Annotated in this window: 18 protein-coding genes; 11 read left to right on the top strand and 7 right to left on the bottom strand. The window is 72.4% G+C overall.

The features are described 5' to 3' along the window. Positions 1–206: 206 nt before the first annotated feature. The 6 genes from D9753_RS32495 (at position 207) to D9753_RS32470 (ending at position 5,502) form a co-directional block, all read left to right on the top strand. Positions 207–1,523, top strand: a complete 1,317-nt coding sequence (locus tag D9753_RS32495; RefSeq protein WP_121790244.1) for an ABC transporter substrate-binding protein — start codon at positions 207–209, stop codon at positions 1,521–1,523. Next, positions 1,520–2,506, top strand: coding sequence for a carbohydrate ABC transporter permease (locus D9753_RS32490; RefSeq protein WP_121790243.1), 987 nt, complete (start codon positions 1,520–1,522; stop codon positions 2,504–2,506). Before D9753_RS32495 ends, D9753_RS32490 begins: the two co-directional genes overlap by 4 nt. Next, positions 2,503–3,408 carry a carbohydrate ABC transporter permease gene (locus tag D9753_RS32485; protein ID WP_121790242.1) on the top strand — a complete coding sequence of 302 codons (906 nt, stop codon included), beginning with the start codon at positions 2,503–2,505 and terminating at the stop codon, positions 3,406–3,408. Before D9753_RS32490 ends, D9753_RS32485 begins: the two co-directional genes overlap by 4 nt. After that, positions 3,405–4,436 (top strand): LacI family DNA-binding transcriptional regulator, encoded by a 1,032-nt coding sequence (locus D9753_RS32480; RefSeq protein ID WP_121790241.1) that lies wholly within the window; start codon positions 3,405–3,407, stop codon positions 4,434–4,436. Before D9753_RS32485 ends, D9753_RS32480 begins: the two co-directional genes overlap by 4 nt. Positions 4,437–4,667: 231 nt before the next feature. Continuing rightward, positions 4,668–5,018 carry a VOC family protein gene (locus D9753_RS32475; RefSeq protein ID WP_121790240.1) on the top strand — a complete coding sequence of 117 codons (351 nt, stop codon included), beginning with the start codon at positions 4,668–4,670 and terminating at the stop codon, positions 5,016–5,018. A gap of 73 nt (positions 5,019–5,091) precedes the next feature. Beyond that, entirely contained in the window at positions 5,092–5,502 is a 411-nt protein-coding gene (locus D9753_RS32470) for a MarR family winged helix-turn-helix transcriptional regulator (RefSeq protein ID WP_121790239.1), read from the top strand. Positions 5,503–5,622: 120 nt separating this feature from the next. On the opposite strand, the gene D9753_RS32465 is transcribed toward D9753_RS32470, so the two are convergent. The 4 genes from D9753_RS32465 to D9753_RS38800 form a co-directional block, all read right to left on the bottom strand. After that, on the bottom strand, positions 5,623–6,027 hold the full coding sequence (locus tag D9753_RS32465) for an SseB family protein (protein WP_121790238.1): 405 nt from the start codon (positions 6,025–6,027) through the stop codon (positions 5,623–5,625). 317 nt (positions 6,028–6,344) lie between these two features. After that, a complete protein-coding gene (locus tag D9753_RS32460) occupies positions 6,345–6,596 on the bottom strand; it encodes a hypothetical protein (protein ID WP_163010853.1) in 252 nt (83 codons plus the stop codon). Between the two features lie 175 nt (positions 6,597–6,771). Further along, complete coding sequence (locus D9753_RS32455; protein WP_121790236.1) at positions 6,772–7,089, bottom strand: DUF2795 domain-containing protein; 318 nt, start codon at positions 7,087–7,089, stop codon at positions 6,772–6,774. A 10-nt stretch (positions 7,090–7,099) separates the two neighbouring features. After that, positions 7,100–7,234 carry a hypothetical protein gene (locus D9753_RS38800; RefSeq protein ID WP_276209450.1) on the bottom strand — a complete coding sequence of 45 codons (135 nt, stop codon included), beginning with the start codon at positions 7,232–7,234 and terminating at the stop codon, positions 7,100–7,102. 466 nt (positions 7,235–7,700) lie between these two features. Between D9753_RS38800 and D9753_RS32450 the strand changes: the two genes are divergently transcribed. Beyond that, positions 7,701–8,516, top strand: a complete 816-nt coding sequence (locus tag D9753_RS32450) for a CAP domain-containing protein (RefSeq protein ID WP_121790235.1) — start codon at positions 7,701–7,703, stop codon at positions 8,514–8,516. A 57-nt stretch (positions 8,517–8,573) separates the two neighbouring features. Here the strand turns inward: D9753_RS32450 and D9753_RS32445 are convergent, their stop codons facing one another. Together D9753_RS32445 and D9753_RS32440 are read right to left on the bottom strand one after the other, a co-directional pair. Further along, the gene (locus D9753_RS32445) at positions 8,574–10,337 is read right to left on the bottom strand and encodes a sigma-70 family RNA polymerase sigma factor (protein ID WP_121790234.1); all 1,764 of its coding nucleotides are present in this window, start codon (positions 10,335–10,337) and stop codon (positions 8,574–8,576) included. 228 nt (positions 10,338–10,565) lie between these two features. Beyond that, positions 10,566–11,264, bottom strand: coding sequence for a DUF4232 domain-containing protein (locus D9753_RS32440; protein WP_121790233.1), 699 nt, complete (start codon positions 11,262–11,264; stop codon positions 10,566–10,568). Positions 11,265–11,565: 301 nt separating this feature from the next. Here D9753_RS32440 and D9753_RS32435 point away from each other — a divergent pair, with 301 nt between their 5' ends. Both D9753_RS32435 and D9753_RS32430 read left to right on the top strand, forming a co-directional pair. Next, complete coding sequence (locus D9753_RS32435) at positions 11,566–12,639, top strand: NAD(+)/NADH kinase (RefSeq protein ID WP_121790232.1); 1,074 nt, start codon at positions 11,566–11,568, stop codon at positions 12,637–12,639. A gap of 217 nt (positions 12,640–12,856) precedes the next feature. Then, positions 12,857–13,357 carry a peptidylprolyl isomerase gene (locus D9753_RS32430; RefSeq protein ID WP_121790231.1) on the top strand — a complete coding sequence of 167 codons (501 nt, stop codon included), beginning with the start codon at positions 12,857–12,859 and terminating at the stop codon, positions 13,355–13,357. A gap of 66 nt (positions 13,358–13,423) precedes the next feature. Here the strand turns inward: D9753_RS32430 and D9753_RS32425 are convergent, their stop codons facing one another. Continuing rightward, entirely contained in the window at positions 13,424–14,203 is a 780-nt protein-coding gene (locus D9753_RS32425) for a thioesterase II family protein (protein WP_121790230.1), read from the bottom strand. A gap of 180 nt (positions 14,204–14,383) precedes the next feature. Between D9753_RS32425 and D9753_RS32420 the strand changes: the two genes are divergently transcribed. Both D9753_RS32420 and D9753_RS32415 read left to right on the top strand, forming a co-directional pair. Then, positions 14,384–15,031 carry a helix-turn-helix transcriptional regulator gene (locus D9753_RS32420; protein WP_121790229.1) on the top strand — a complete coding sequence of 216 codons (648 nt, stop codon included), beginning with the start codon at positions 14,384–14,386 and terminating at the stop codon, positions 15,029–15,031. A gap of 10 nt (positions 15,032–15,041) precedes the next feature. After that, positions 15,042–16,064, top strand: coding sequence for an alanine racemase (locus D9753_RS32415; RefSeq protein WP_121790228.1), 1,023 nt, complete (start codon positions 15,042–15,044; stop codon positions 16,062–16,064). Positions 16,065–16,108 lie beyond the last annotated feature (44 nt).

Genomic DNA, 16,108 nt, shown 5'->3' with positions numbered 1-16,108 from the left:
AACGTGCACACACATCGTCAGCGGCGCGAGCCCAACATAACCGCACAGCAACAACCATTGACAAGTGTCCGGGATGTTTCTCTACTGTGAACGCTCACAGAAGCATGGCAGGGGCTCTGGGAGTCAGAGCACCCGACTCATGTGAACGTGCACATCTGCATGGCAGGTCTCCGCAGTGGGCGGGGGCCCAGGTCAGGGGAGAAACCATGCCGCACACGAAGCGCCGCCGCCTCGTGACAACCGCCCTCGCCGTCTCTCTCGGTGCCACCGCCCTCGCCGGCTGCGGCTCCGAGGACGGCAGCAAGACCGAGTCGGGTCCCGTCTCACTGACGTACTGGACCTGGACCCCCGGCATGGACAAGGTCGTGGACCTGTGGAACAAGGGCCCGGGCAAGAAGAACCGGATCAGCGTCACCGTCAAGAAGCAGGCGTCCGGCGACACGCTGGTCACCAAGATCCTCACCGCCCACAAGGCGAAGAAGGCCCCCGACCTGGTGCAGGCCGAGTACCAGGCGCTGCCCACACTGGTCAGCAACGACGCCCTGGCCGACATCTCCCAGGAGGTCGGCGGCGCCAAGGACAAGTTCGCCGACGGCGTCTGGCAGCAGACCACGCTCGGCACGGACGCCGTCTACGCGGTGCCGCAGGACATCGGCCCGATGATGTTCTACTACCGCCAGGACCTGTTCGAGAAGTACGGCATGAAGGTTCCCACCACCTGGGAGCAGTTCGCCGAGACGGCCCGCGAACTGAAGAAGAAGGCGCCCGACAAGGACCTGACCACCTTCTCCGCCAACGACTCCGGACTCTTCGCGGGGCTCGCCCAGCAGGCCGGCGCCAAGTGGTGGACCACGTCGGGTGACAAGTGGAAGGTCGCGATCGACGACGCGGCCACCCGGAAGGTCGCCGGGTTCTGGGGCGGACTGGTCAAGGAGGGCGTCATCGACAACCAGCCGATGTACACCCCCTCCTGGAACAAGGCGCTCGACACCGGCAAGCAGATCGCCTGGGTGAGCGCCGTGTGGGCGCCGGGCACACTGACCACGGCCGCGCCGGACACCAAGGGCAAGTGGGCCATGGCCCCGCTCCCCCAGTGGTCGCTGGACCAGGACGCCACCGGTAGCTGGGGCGGCTCCTCGACGGCGGTCACCACCGACTCGGCGCACCAGAAGGCCGCCGCCGAGTTCGCGACCTGGCTGAACACCGACCACGACGCCCTCAACGCGCTGGCCGAGGAGAGCGGGATCTACCCGGCCTCCACCTCCGCCCAGCTCAGCGGCGCCTTCTCCAACCCGCCGGCGTTCTTCGCCAACCAGCCGGACTTCTACACCAGGGCCGCCGCCGTCGCGAAGACCACCGCGCCGTCCGCGTGGGGCCCGAACGTGAACGTCGCCTACACGTCCTTCAAGGACGCCTTCGGCGCCGCCGCGAAGAACAAGTCGGACTTCACCGCCGCCCTGAGGACGATGCAGGACGACACGGTCGCCGACATGAAGAAGCAGGGCTTCGAGGTCTCTCGGTGAGCAGCTCCGCAAGCCGGACGTCGTACGGGGCCGAGGGGGCCCCGTACGGCCACCCGTCTCCCCGCACCGTCCGCCGGGCGCGGAGCGCGCCCTACGTCTTCCTGGTCCCGGCCACCTTGCTGTTCGCCCTCTTCTTCGCGCTGCCCATCGGCTACGCGGTCTGGCTCAGCTTCCGCAAGGTGCACGTCTCGGGCCTGGGCCTCGGCTCGGGTGCCCGCACGGAGGTGTGGGCGGGCCTGCAGAACTACACCGAGGCATTCCAGGACAGCGAGCTGCTGCGGGGCGCGCTGCGCGTGCTCGGCTACGGCTGCGTCGTCGTCCCGGTGATGCTGGGCCTCGCGCTGCTGTTCGCACTGATGCTGGACTCCGAGAAGGTGCGCCTCGCCCCGGTCACCCGGCTCGCGATCTTCCTGCCGTACGCCATCCCCGGCGTGGTGGCCGCGCTGCTGTGGGGCTTCCTGTACCTGCCGGACGTCAGCCCGTTCTACTTCGTGCTCGACCGGCTGGGCCTGCCGCAGCCGGATCTGCTGGACGGCGGGCCGCTCTTCCTCGCCCTGTCGAACATCGCGGTATGGGGCGGCACCGGCTTCAACATGATCGTCATCTACACCTCGCTGCGGTCCATCCCGGCGGAGGTGTACGAGGCGGCGAAGCTGGACGGCGCCACCCCCACGCAGATCGCACTTCGGATCAAGATCCCGATGGTGGCGCCCTCGCTGGTGCTGACCTTCTTCTTCTCGATCATCGCGACGCTCCAGGTGTTCAACGAGCCGACCACCCTGAAGCCGCTCACCAACTCGGTCAGCACGACCTGGAGTCCGCTGATGAAGGTGTACCAGGACGCCTTCGGCCGGAACGACATCTACTCGGCGGCGGCCGAGGCGACGCTGGTCGCCGTCGTCACGCTGCTGCTGTCGTTCGGCTTCCTGCGGGCCGCGAACCGCCGCACCAAGCGGGACGTCAGTCAAGGAGAAGCAGGATGAGTACTCTTGCCGTCCGCAAGGCCGCCCCGGCCGCGGGCACCACCCCGGGTACGGCGCAGGGTCCGCCGCGGCGCCGCCGGATCGCGCTGGTTCCGACGGTCACCCTGCTGTGCGGCGCGGTCTACACCCTGCTGCCGGTCGCCTGGGTGGTGATCGCGTCCACCAAGTCCGGGCACGAGCTGTTCTCCACCTTCACCTTCCTGCCGGGCACCGGGTTCGCCGGCAACCTCGCGGACCTCAACGCCTACCGGGACGGCGTCTACTGGACGTGGATGGGCAACTCCGCGCTGTACGCCGGGCTGGGCGCCCTGCTGTCGGCCGCCGTGTCGGCGGTCAGCGGGTACGCGCTCGCGACCTACCGTTTCCGGGGCCGCGAGACGATGTTCAACGTCCTGCTCGCGGGCGTGCTGATGCCGCCGGTGATCCTCGCGATCCCGCAGTACCTGCTGCTGGCGAAGGCCGACCTCACGGACTCCTACCTGTCCGTGCTGCTGCCGCAGATCCTCTCCCCGTACGGCGTCTACCTCGCCCGTGTCTACGCGTCCGGCGCCGTGCCGGCCGACGTGGTGGAGGCCGGGCGGATGGACGGGGCGGGCGAGTGGCGGATCTTCACCCGGATCGCCCTGCCGATGATGATCCCCGGCATGGTCACCGTGTTCCTGTTCCAGTTCGTGGCGATCTGGAACAACTTCCTGCTGCCGTACATCATGCTCAGCGACGACGAGAAGTTCCCGCTCACGCTGGGGCTGTACACGCTGCTGGAGCAGGGCTCGAACACGCCCGCGCTGTACACCCTCGTGATCACGGGTGCCTTCCTCGCGGTCCTCCCGCTGATCGCCCTCTTCCTGGTCATTCAGCGGTTCTGGAGCCTGGACCTGCTGTCCGGGGCCGTAAAGTCATGACCATGAGCCATACGGGGGGCCGGCGCAGACCGCCGACGATCCACGACGTGGCGCGCGAGGCGGGTGTCTCGCGCGGCACCGTCTCACGGGTGCTCAACGGCGGCCACTACGTCAGCCCCGCGGCCCAGGAAGCGGTCGACGCCGCGATCCGCAGGACGGGTTACGTCGTCAACCGGCACGCCCGTTCCCTGATCACCGGACGGTCGGACTCCGTCGGCTTCCTGCTGACCGAGCCGCAGGAGCGGTTCTTCGAGGACCCCAACTTCAACGTTCTGCTGCGGGGTTGCACGCAGGCGCTGGCCGCGCACGACGTCCCGCTGCTGCTGATGCTGGCGGGCACGCAGGACGAACGGCGCCGGATCACGCGGTACATCACCGCCGGGCACGTCGACGGGGTGCTGCTGGTCTCCAGCCACTCCGGTGATCCGGTGGCCGAGGAGCTGCGGGAGGCGGGGGTTCCGCTGGTCGCCTGCGGCAAACCGATCGGCCTCGGCTCCAAGGTGAGTTACGTGGCCGCCGACGACCGGGACGGTGCCCGGGACATGGTCCGGCACCTGCTGTCGCTGGGCCGCCGCCGGATCGGCGTGGTCACCGGCCCGCTGGACACCCCCGGCGGTGTGGAGCGGCTCGCCGGTTACCGGGAGGTCCTGGCCGAGGCGGGCATCGCGGCCGACGAGCGGCTCGTCGTCTCCGGCGACTACAGCCGGGCCAGTGGTGAGGCGGGCGCGGAGCGGCTGCTGGCGCGGACGCCGGACATGGACGCCGTGTTCGTCGCCTCCGACCTGATGGCGCAGGGCGTGCTGGCGGCCCTGCACCGGGCCGGGAAGCGGGTGCCGGACGACGTAGCCGTCGGCGGTTTCGACGACTCGCCGGCGGCGACCGCCGCCAGTCCGGCGCTCACCACGATCCGGCAGCCGTGGGACCGGATCAGTACCGAGATGGTGCGGGTGCTGCTCGCGCAGCTAGGCGGTGAGGACCCGGCGGCGGTCATCCTGCCGACGGAGCTGGTCCGGCGCGACTCGACGTGACGGCCGGTGCCCGGCTCGGGCGCGCGTCCGCGGCGGCCGGCGCCGCCTACCGGGCGCGGGCGGGACGCCCGGCGTGCAGATCCGGGCGGAGGCCGGGGCTCCGCACCGACCGGCTGCCGCACCACGCCGGTGACCGGTCAGGATCGGAGAAGCCGTGGCGGGCACCGGGGCCCTACGTTGGGAGCACCGGCGGGATCCCGTCGGACCACACATCCCGAAGGAGTGAGTCCCATGACCGCGGGTCTCCAGACGATCATCTACCCCGTGCGGGACCTGGACCGGGCCAAGGCCCTGTTCTCCGCGCTGCTGGGCGTCGAGCCGTACGCCGACGAGCCCTACTACGTCGGTTACAAGGCCGCCGGGCAGGACGTCGGCCTGGACCCGAACGGGCACGCGAAGGGGATGACCGGGCCGGTGCCGTACTGGCACGTCACCGACCTCGACAAGCGCCTCGCTGCTCTGGTGGACGCCGGCGCGGAACTGCTCCAGGACGCGCAGGACGTCGGCGGCGGCCGGCTGATCGCCTCCGTGCGGGACAGCGACGGCAACCTGGTGGGACTCCTCCAGGACCCGGCCGCCTGAGGCCCACGACCGCCCGCTCCGGACCGTTAGTTGCATACTCAACAATTGGCCGGATCGGTGCTACGGTGCCGGTATGGCAGTCAAGACGGCCGAGACCCGGCTCGAGGAACGCTGGCGGGACATCCTCACGGTGCACGCGCGCACGATGTGCGAGATCGACCGCTCCCTGCATCCCCACGGTCTGGGCGCCAGCGACTTCGAGGTGCTGGACATCCTCGCCGCCGAGTCGACCGGAGCGGGCGACCAGTGCCGGGTGCAGAACCTGGTGGGCCGGGTCCATCTCAGCCAGAGCGCGCTGTCCCGGCTGATCGGGCGGCTGGAGAAGGACGGTCTGGTGGAACGCTCGGTGTGCGCGGAGGACCGGCGTGGGGTGTGGGTCGCGCTCACCCCCAGGGGCCGCGCGCTGCACGCCGAGGTGCTACCGCTCCAGCGGGCCGCGCTGCGGCGCATGCTGGCCGAGCAGGAGGTTCCGAGCGCCGGCTGAGCCCCGCCCGCCGGGATCTTCGCACCGCTGCGGGCGGTACGACGCCGGCGGCCGCTCCACGGCACCTCGTCCGGTGACGGGGCGTACCCGCGCCCCCTCCCGGGGAACCCGGGCGCGGGCTCAGCGGACGAGCAGGGTGCGGACGCCCTGCGAGGTGAGGGTCAGCCCGTGGGCGGAGCTGCCGTCGATCGCGAGGGAGAGGTCCTCCTCGGGCCACTGCGAGGCGAGTGCGCCGAGCGGGATCAGGCGGTAGCGCGACACGAACGGCAGCAGCTCGGCCATCTCGCCCTCCGAGGTGAACACCGGGACGATCGGGTCGCCCCCGGGCTGCTCGAGGACGGGCAGCGCCACCGTCGAGGCGTCGGCGCCCTCCCCGTTGACCGCGTCGTCCGGTACCGGGACCAGCACCTCACTCTGGGCGAGGGTGTCCAGGGCGGTCTGGTCCTCGGCGTTCACGGCGAGCGCGTCCAGTGCCCGCTGGGCCGGCGTCGGCGTCGGCAGGTCGTCGTGTGCGGGTGTCTCCATGGCGAATCCCCAGGTCGGCGGTGGTACGGGCCAGCCGGGCAGGCCGGTGCCCGAGCGTGCTCCGCCTCGCGTACCCGGTGGGGTGCGCGGCATGCGTGGGGAGCGACGGGGGGCCGGGCCAGGCGGGCCGGGCCGGGTGGACGTGGTCGCCCCCGGGCGGGCGGCCTGCTCGCGGGGGTCGGGCGCGGGCGGCGGGAAGACGCTTCGTACGCCACCACGGTCCCGTTCCCGACCAGCTCCCGGATCCGCTCCGCACAGACCGGATCTCCGGGGCGAGGATCCCCCGACCCACTGGAGCTCGAACGGGACGACGACGCTCACGGACCGGCCTCCGCGCGCAGGCCGGCGAGGCTGGTGACCCGGATCAGCGGCCGGTACAGCTCCATGGTGCGCAGCGTCCTGACAGGGAGGTCGTCGTCCACGCCGGTGCGGGCGTCCGCCACGACCAGCACCTCGGCGGCGACGGCGAGGGCGGCGAGGGCGGTGGACAGCACGCGGCAGCCGGGACTGTCGCCGGCCAGGAGCATACGGGCGTCCGGCCGACGCGTCGGGCCGGCTCGGGCGTCCACTTGCCGAACGTGGCGACGTCCAGGACGTGGTCCGGCGGCTGACGGGCGAACGACCACGCGTGGTAGTGGGGGCCCGCCCGGCGCCGGACTGCCGCGCGGGAGACAGGAAGCGGGTGACCGTGACGCGGCCGGCGAAGCCGGGCAGCGTCCTGCCCGTGCCCGCCGCGTGCGGGCTTCAGCGGTCGAACTCCTCGTGGATCGGGGTCTTCGGAGCGTCCCGCAGGTGCTGCGCGACCCCGGGTCTGCCGCCGTGCCGCGCCCGTTCCGCCCGCCGCGTCGCGTCGTGACCGAGGTCCGGGTCCGCCCGGACCGCCCGCGCCACGTGCTCCCGGCCGCCGTACTCCTCGGCGGGAATGCCACGCAGGGCCTCGACGACCTCGTCCGAGGCGCCCGCCTCCCGCGCGGCCGAGAGCAACCGGTCCTTGTCCGCCGGGAAGGACACGTCCTTCAGGGCGTCCAGTACGTCGGGGACGCCGCTGTGCGCCGTGCCCATGACGCCTCCCTCACGCGTCGTCCGCGTCCTCGTCGCCCGGGTCCTCCCCCTCGGCCTGGGACGGGGTGGTGCGCGGCGGCTGCTCCGTGTCGAGGTCGTCCTCCTCCCGCTCGCCCTCGGCCTGGGACGGGGTGTTCTCGCTCATCGGGTCTCCTCCCACAGGCGTCGCATACGTGTCACAGGCCCCCGGGTACCCATGGGCCACGCGTCCCTCACCTGGCGGCCTTCCCGTTCCGCTGCAGGCGGGCCGGCACCCCACCGGGCGGGCACGAAGGAGACATCCATCACACGCGAGTCGGCCACTAAGCGCTCCGCATAGTAGAAGCCACGCCCACGACATAAGGGATTTGACCGTCTTGCCGTGGACGCGTCCGCGGTTCGCGCGGAGACGCACCGGCCGCTCGGCACTTCGCCGCGTTCGCCGCCACCTACGTGTCTCTGACGGGCAGACACGAACGCGCAAACATCGCTGTCGCGAAGTCAGCACCTTCCGGCCCGTCTGACAAGGGTCGCCCGAACCTACTAGGCGAGGTAGTGAAAGGGCCTCTTTGCACTGTCTGTGAAGGCGTCCTGAGAATGAGCGCTCGGCGATCACCGAGTGAGGTTGACGTATGGGCCAGCACCGCAAGACGAAGCACTACCGGCGGATAGCCATCACCGCCGCCGCCATCGGCGCCGTGGGCGTACCTTCCGTCGCCCTGGCCTGTTCCGAGTGGCCGTACGGCCCGGACGGGCAGGCGCAGGCCGCCGCGACGAACGCACCCGTCGGGCAGTGGCAGTACGCGCACAGGCATCACCACCGCAACGGCCTCGACGCCGGAGTGCCCCAGACCACCCCGGCACCCGCGCCCCGGGCCACCATCCCTGCGAGCACCACCGAAATGACCACGGCCCGTCCGACGGCCCACCCGAGCACCACGAAGAAGGCCACCTCTCCCCAGCCCGAGAGGACCGCTGCCCCTGGGACCCCGGGGCCCACCACCACCCCCGCCGCTCCCGCGTCCGCGGTCCCTGCCGCGCCGAGCGCCCCGAAGCCCACCGCCACCGCGTCCGGGGCCACCGCCGAGATCGTGCGACTGGTCAACGCCGAGCGCGGCAAGGCCGGTTGCCAGGCCCTGACCCTCAACTCGACGCTGACCAAGGCCGCGCAGGCGCACAGCGCGGACATGGCGGCCCACCAGAACATGTCGCACACCGGCTCCGACGGGACCTCCCCGGGCGACCGCATCACGAGTGCCGGTTACGACTGGAGCAGCTACGGCGAGAACGTCGCCTACGGCTACAGCACGGCGGAGCAGGTCATGGCGGGCTGGATGGCCAGCCCGGGGCACCGGGCCAACATCCTCAACTGCTCGTTCCAGGAGATCGGCGTCGGTCTCGCGCAGCCCGGCAGTTACTGGACGCAGGACTTCGCGACCGCCCGGTGACGGATGCCGGGTGACGGCCGGGTGACGGGTGCCGGGGCCGGGTGCCGGGTGCCGGCCTCAGAGCCGGGCGCCGAAGTCCTGCGTCCACCACGGGCCGCCCGAGCCGTTGTGGACGCCCACGCCGAGGTTCTTGAACGAGCAGTTGAGGATGTTGGCGCGGTGACCGGGGCTGTGCATCCAGGAGTCCATCACCGCCTGCGGGGTCTGCTGGCCCTGGGCGATGTTCTCGCCGTACGTGGACCAGCGGTAGCCGGCCGCGGTGATGCGCTCGCCGGGGCCGGCGCCGTCCGGGTTGGTGTGGTCGAAGAAACCGCGGGCGGCCATGTCGTCGGAGTGTCCCTGTGCCGCCTTGTCGAGCTGCGCGTCCTCGGTGACCGGTCCGCACCCGGCCGCCGCGCGCTCCTTGTTCACCAGGGCGACCACCTGTGCCACCGTGCCCGCGGGCGCCGGGGCCGGCGCCGGCTGTGTCTGCGGCGGCGCCGTACGGGTGGCGCTGGGCTTGACGCGCGCGGTGCGCTCGGCCTTGGGCGTACTGCTGCCGCCGGTCGGACGCGGGCTCTTGGAGGCGCTCGCCTTCTTCGAGTGCGACGCGGACGGTGACGGGGACGCCGACGAGGACGGTGACGGGGACGGGGACGATGAGGTCTCGGCGGCGCGGGGGGCCGCCATGTCGACGACGGGAGCGCCGGTGGTGTGCGCGGCGGCGGCGTCCCCGGAGTGCGGCCCGGAGCCGGCGCCGAAGTACCAGAGGCCGCCGCCCGCCACACAGGCCGCCACCACGGCTCCCCCGACGGCCCGGCGCCGGTTCCGCCGGCGTCGCCGCGCCTCCTCGCGTGCCGTCGTACGCCGGCGAGCGCCCCGGAGTCCGGCCCGTTCCGCACTGGCGTCGCCCGCGCCACCCGCTCCCGATTCGGCGGGCCCCGCGTATCCGGCGTGTCCCGCGTCCGCGGCCGAGCGGGCGGTTTCCGTGTCCGGTGCGGCTGGTGCGGCCGAGCCGGTCGTGGTCATGCCGGCCGTGGTCGTGCCGGTCGTCGCGGACCGTGCCGCCGCGAGCAGCGCCGGTGACACGGCGACCAGCGCCAGTCCGGCCAGCAGCCCCTCCGCGGGCAGCAGACCGCTCCACAGCCCGCTGCACCGCGCGCAGTCGCGGGCGTGCCGGGCTATTCGCTTGCGCCACAGGGCGGACGGCAGACCGTCCCAGGAGTCGAGTACACCGCGCAGTTCCCCGCAGGCGGGCCGGGTGTCGAGGGCCCGTACGACCACACGGGCCGCCTCCAGTCTCGCTTTCATCCGCTGCACCCGTACGGCGGTGTGCTGCGGCGGCACGCCCAGCGCCGCGGTGACCTCGGCCCGGGTCAGTTCACCGGCGCACTCCAGCCACCACAGCGACAGCACCTCCCGGTCGTCCGGCTCCAGCCAGCGGGTGGCGCGCGCGGTCTCCTGGCGCTGGCCGGACAGTTGGAGCCGGACGATGGTCAGGTCCACGAAGTCGGCGCCCGGATCCGCGACGTCGGCGGCCTCCTCGACGGTGCCGGGGGCGAGCTGCCGGTCCTTCCAGTGCGCCCGGACCCGGTTCATCGCGATGGCCACGAGCCAGGAGCGGAAACTCTCGGGGGTCCGCAGGTCACCGAGGGCGTCGAGGGCGCGGAGCATGGTCTCCTGGACCACGTCGTCGACGTCGACCGAACCGTTGAGGGCCCGCCCCACGATGTTGTACACGAGCGGGAGGTAGGAGCTGACCAGGGCGTCCTGGGCGGCCGGGTCTCCCGCTCGGGCGGCGTTGACCAGTGCCGCCGTGTCCACCGTGTGCTGTGTCCTCATCAGAGCTTCCCTGTCGTCGACGCCGAACGATGCTGTCCGTCACCTGGGAGACCGCGGGGTGCGGTACCGATAACAGTTCTTCGGAAAATCGTTCGACGTGAGATTCGCAGGGGCGGTGTCACGACCGCAATGGAGAAGGTCACACGGCGGCCCCCGCCCGGCGGAGAGTGGCAGCCGGGCGGGGGCACCGCCGGGGTCAGGACACCGGTCGGTCAGGTGTCCGCCGGTTCAGGAAGGCTTCACCGACGACACCGCCGTCGCGGTGACCTTGTTGTCGCACTCGGCGAACTGCCCGTCGTCCAGGGCGACCTGGTGCGCTCCCGCACCGGGCAGGCCGACCACCAGCGTCGGGAAGACGGAGGGCGTCGCGCCGGACACGCAGTACCCGTCCCCCTCACCCTGTACCTGCACGAAGGTCAGCTTCAGCCACGCCTTGCCGCCCGGGGCCACCCGCACGGTGGACGCGGTGCCCTTACGGGTCACCGTCAGCGGGACGGAGTGCTGGGGCGAACCGTTGCCCGCCCCGGCCACCGTCGGGTGGCCCCGCAGCACGCACGCCTTCGCGGAGACGTTGGTGAACCGGACGACCGCCGCCCCGGTGCCGGTGCCGGTGGGGCGGTCGGCCGCCTGGTACGCCGTCACCTTCAGCGCCTTCGCCGCACAGACCGACGCGGTGGCGGCCGGGACCGGCACGGCTGACGTGGGCGCGGCTGACGAAGGGGTGGCTGACGCGGGCCGAGTGACGGCGGCGGGGCGGGTGACGGCGGCCGGTGCCGTGGTCGAAGTGGTGCTGGAAGCAGCGGCCTCGGCGGTCGGTGCACCGGCCGCCGGCGCCGCGCTCGCCGACTGACAGGCCGTCAGCGACAGGGTGGCGGCGACGGCGGCCAGGGCCGTCAGGGTGACGCGGCTGGTGTGTCGGTTCTGCATGGGGTCCCCCGAAGTGTGCGGTGTGCGTCCAGGCCGACCGGCGCTGCGCCGGTACTCAGGTGCACAGACCGGGCGCCGGGGCTCCGGGTTCCCGGGTGCCGGTTCTGTGACACGGCGGTGACGAGATCAGGGCCGGTCCGTCACAGCGGCCGAGCCGGGGCGGGAACAAGGTCCCGAGCCGCGTCCCGGGCTGCATGCCGAGCCCCCGGCGGCGTGGCGCGCGTCGGGTGGGCCCGGTCCGCGGCGAGGATGGCAGCCGCGGAGGAGCCGGCTGGGAGGCGGGTGTGCGGGTGTGGCGGGTATGACGGTGAACCGGGTCGGCCTGGTCGTGCACGGCGGACGCGCCGAAGCGGTGGCCGCCGCGCGGGCCGTGCGTGAGTGGTGCGACGAGCACGCGGTGGGCTGTACCGACATCGACGTGTGGCGGGAGGGCGCGCGGCACAGTGCCCGGGAGGAGGTCGACGCCGCGGGCGATCCCGACCTGGTCGTCACCCTGGGCGGCGACGGCACGTTCCTGCGCGGCGCCCGGCTGGCAGCCGAGAACGACGCCATGGTGCTCGGCGTCGACCTGGGCCGCGTCGGCTTCCTGACGGAGGTCCCGGCCACGGCGGTGCGGGCCGCGCTGGACGCCGTACGGGAGCGGCAGATCACCGTGGAGAGCCGGATGCTCCTCACCCTGCGGGCGTCGTGCCGGCTGGAGGTGCCGGCGCAGATGGAGGCGCTGCTGCGGTACGGCCGCGGCCCGCTGCTGCCCCCGCCCCGGGTACGGACGGACTGCCGGGCGGGCGGGGACTGGGGTGTGGCCCTGAACGTCACCGCGCTGAACGACGTGGTGGTGGAGAAGCTGGCGCGGGACCGGCAGGTGTCGGTCGGGGTCTATCTGGCCGGGCGGCTCCTGGCCGCCTACTCGGCCGACGCGCTGCTGGTGGCCACGCCCACGGGATCCACCGCGTACAGCTTCGCCGCGGGCGGCCCGGTGGTCTCGCCCCGGGTGGAGGGCCTCGTCTTCACGCCGGTCGCACCGCACATGGTGTTCAACCGCTCGGTCGTGGCGGCGCCGGATGAGCCGATCGCGCTGCGGGTGCTCGAACGGTCGGGCCAGGCGGCGGTCAGCATCGACGGCCAGCTACGCGGCGTGCTGAGCCCCGGGGACTGGATCGGTGTGTATGCCGCGCCCCGCCGGCTGAGGGCGGTCCGGCTGGGTCCGACGGACTTCTACGGCCGGCTGCGCGAGCGCATGAACCTCACCGACGCGCCGGCCGCGCTGGCCGACGGGGTCGCGGCTCCGCTGTGGCCGGTGACCACACCACCTCCGGACGACCTGGCCCACCTGGCCATGCCACCGGCGCCCGACGACGCGCCGTGGCCGTCCTGAGCTGCCGGTCCGGCCCGAGGTGCTGCGGCCGGCCCTGACCCGGATGGCCGTTCGACGCCCGGGGCGCTGCCGCGCCGGGTGTGCCCTCTGTGGTCATATATTCCCTGGTGTGCGCGAGCGTCCGATCATCGTGGTCGGTCCTCGGTCGCACCGGAGAAACGGCCGGCCGGCCGTACCCGTACGCGTGGGCGAGCCCCACGGGAACAAGGAGATTGTGATGTCGTCCGTCGAGCTGAACACCAACTTCGGCCGTATCGTGCTGGAGCTCAACGACGCCGAGGCGCCCAAGACCGTCGAGAACTTCCTGACGTACGTGCGCAACGGCCACTACGACGGCACGATCTTCCACCGGGTGATCCCCGGCTTCATGGTCCAGGGCGGCGGTTTCGCGCCGGACATGTCCCAGAAGCCCACCCTCGGCGCGATCCAGAACGAGGCCGACAACGGTCTGAAGAACAACGCCTACACGGTGGCGATGGCGCGGACGAGCGACCCGCACTCCGCGACGGCCCAGTTCTTCATCAACGTGTCGGACAACGCCTTCCTCAACTACACGGCGAAGACCCCGAACGGCTGGGGTTACGCGGTGTTCGGCCGGGTCACCGAGGGCCAGGACGTCGTCGACTCCATCAAGGGCGTCAAGACGGGCAGCCGGCAGGGGCACCAGGACGTTCCCGCCGAGCCCGTGGTGATCGAGTCCGCCAAGGTCCTGGGCTGACGCACACCACGCGGGCGGCACCGCTGCGCCGGTGCCGCCTGTGTCGTCCCCGGCCGCCGGCGCCGCTCAGGCCACCGCTCCCGTGGCGGGCCCCAGCCGCCGCAGCGCGGCCCTGACCTCGGCCAGTACGGCCTCCTGCTGCGCCACCAGGTAGAAGTGGGCGCCGGGGAAGACCCGCAGCTCGAACGCCCCGTCGGTCTCCTCCGCCCAGGTCCGGGCCTCATCGGGGGTCAGCCGGGGATCGGCGTCGCCGGTCATCGCGACGACGGGGCAGCTCAGCCGTGGTCCGGGGGCGCGCCGGTAGGTCTCCACCGCGCGGTAGTCGGCGCGCAGCACGGGCAGGACCATCCGCTGCAGCTCCTCGTCCTCCAGCAGGGCGGCGTCGGTGCCGTCGAGCTTGGTGACCTCGGCGATCAACTGCGCGTCGTCGCCCTGGTGGACGGTCTCGGTGCGCACGAGGGACGGGCCGCGGCGGCCGGAGGCGAAGAACGTCACGGGCGGTCGCCCGGCGGCCTCCAGGAGCCGGGCCAGTTCGAAGCCGACCATGGCGCCCATGCTGTGGCCGAACAGGGCCAGCGGTGTGTCCTGCCCGTCGTCCAGCGCACGGAACACCCCCTGCGCGAGTTCCTGGACGGAGCCGGCCAGGGGTTCGTCGTAGCGGTCCTGACGGCCGGGGTACTGCACCGCTCGCACTTCCACCGCGGGCGAGAGCGCCTTGGAGACGGCGAAGTAGAAGCTCGCCGAGCCGCCGGCGTGCGGCAGGCAGACCAGCCGCGGCGCGCCCGGCGTCGACTGGTGGAAACTGCGCAGCCACGACTGGTGTTGCGCGCCGGGCCGTTCGGCCATGGGTCCCCCTCGCTGGACTGTGCTGGAACGGGCTGTGCGAAACGTGCTCGTACAGACGGTACTTGGGCAACGGCTCCGGTGCGGCCGCCGTCCGGCGGGCTGGACACCGGCCGGAGGACTTCTTAGCCTTACTGTCCAGAGTTGGACGTTCGGTCGAAGGCCGAGGGGAGGAGAGCATCCGTGGGCGACCTCGCGGACAGCGCGGAGGAGGCGGACGAGCACCTCGTCCGGGAGGCCGAGAAGATCGCCGTGGCCCTGGGCCGCATGTTCCCGGGGCTGTGCGAGGTGGTACTGCACGACCTGCGGACCCCGCGCCACGCGGTCCGGGTGATCGAGAACAATCTGCCCGGCCGTCAGGTGGGCGATTCCGTCACGGAGTTGGGCCTGGCCCGCATCGCCGACCCGGAGTTCCCGAGCGTCCTGCAGAACTATCCCAACCGGTTCCCCGACGGCCGCCCCGCGAAGAGCACGTCCATCGGCATCAGGAACGCGGCCGGTGACTACATAGCGGCGCTGTGCCTGAACCTCGACGTGTCCGTCCTGTCCCCGGTGACCCTGGCGCTGTCGAACCTGGTGGCCACGGACACCGAGCACCGGGACGCGCCGCTGGAGACCCTGCGGGACCGCACCGCGCGCGAGCTTCGGCAAGCGGTGGAGGCGCACGCCGCCGAGCGGGCCGCGACGCCCCGCTCACTGGGCCGGGAGGACAAGAGGACGCTCGTACGGCAGCTTCAGCGCGACGGCTACTTCGCCTCGCGCGACGCCGCACGGACCATCGCGGACCTGCTCGGCGTGTCGCGGGCGACGGTTTACAACTACGCGAAGTGAAGGCCCGCCCATGACCGCCACCCCTTCCTCCACCACCTCCTCCTGCACCACCTCCAACGCCACCCCCTCTTCCGCCGCCCCGACCCTGGCCGGCCCCGACACCCCGTTCGCCGTGGTCGACGTCCACCGGACGCGGCACGACATCGCCCGCCTGCGGGCCAGGGCCGACCGGCTCGGCGTTCCGCTGCGCCCCCATGTGAAGACGGCCAAGAGCCTCGACGCCGCCGCCCTCCTGCACGACGGCGTCCCCGGCCCCGTCACCGTCTCCACCCTCGCCGAGACCGAGGTCTTCGCCGCCGCCGGCTACACCGACATCACCTACGCCGTCGCCATCGACCCCCACAAACTCCCCCGGGTCATCGCCCTGTCGCGCCGCGGGGTCACCCTGCGCGTCCTGCTGGACAGCACCGAGCAGGCGCGGTGCGTCGCCGCGGCGGCACGCGAGGCCGGTATCGCCGTCCCCGCCCAGATCGAGATCGACTGCGACGGTCATCGCGGTGGGCTGAAGCCGGACGCCCCCGAACTCACCGGCATCGGACGCGTCCTGGACGACGCGGGCTGCCTGGACGGCGTTCTGACCCACGCCGGCGAGTCGTACTTCGCGCACACCGACGAGGAGCGGCGCCTGGCGGCACGCAACGAACGTGACAGCGCCGTCGCCGCGGCCGGCCGGCTGCGCGCCGGCGGTCTGCCCGTGCGCACCGTCAGCGTGGGATCCACCCCCACCGCCCACGCCGCCGAGGACCTCACCGGCGTCACCGAACTGCGCGCCGGCAACTACGTCTTCTTCGACCTGGTGATGGCCGGCCTCGGCGTGTGCACCGTCGACGACCTCGCCCTGTCGGTCGTCGTCACCGTCATCGGCCACCGCCCCGAGTACGGGTGGATCATCACCGACGGCGGCTGGATGGCCATGTCCCGCGACCGGGGCACCGCCGCCCAGCACCGGGGCTACCACGTCGTGGACGGCTCCCGGAGCAGCGCCGGCGTCCCCGTGACCGAGGCGTTCTGGCCCCGCGTCACCGGCTGGTGACCCGTCACCGGCGTCACCCGGTACCCCCGCCCCCTCACCACTCC

The organism is Streptomyces dangxiongensis (genome assembly GCF_003675325.1).
In the GTDB taxonomy this organism is placed as follows: Bacteria; Actinomycetota; Actinomycetes; order Streptomycetales; family Streptomycetaceae; genus Streptomyces; species Streptomyces dangxiongensis.
This window is presented reverse-complemented; position numbering and strand designations above follow the sequence as displayed.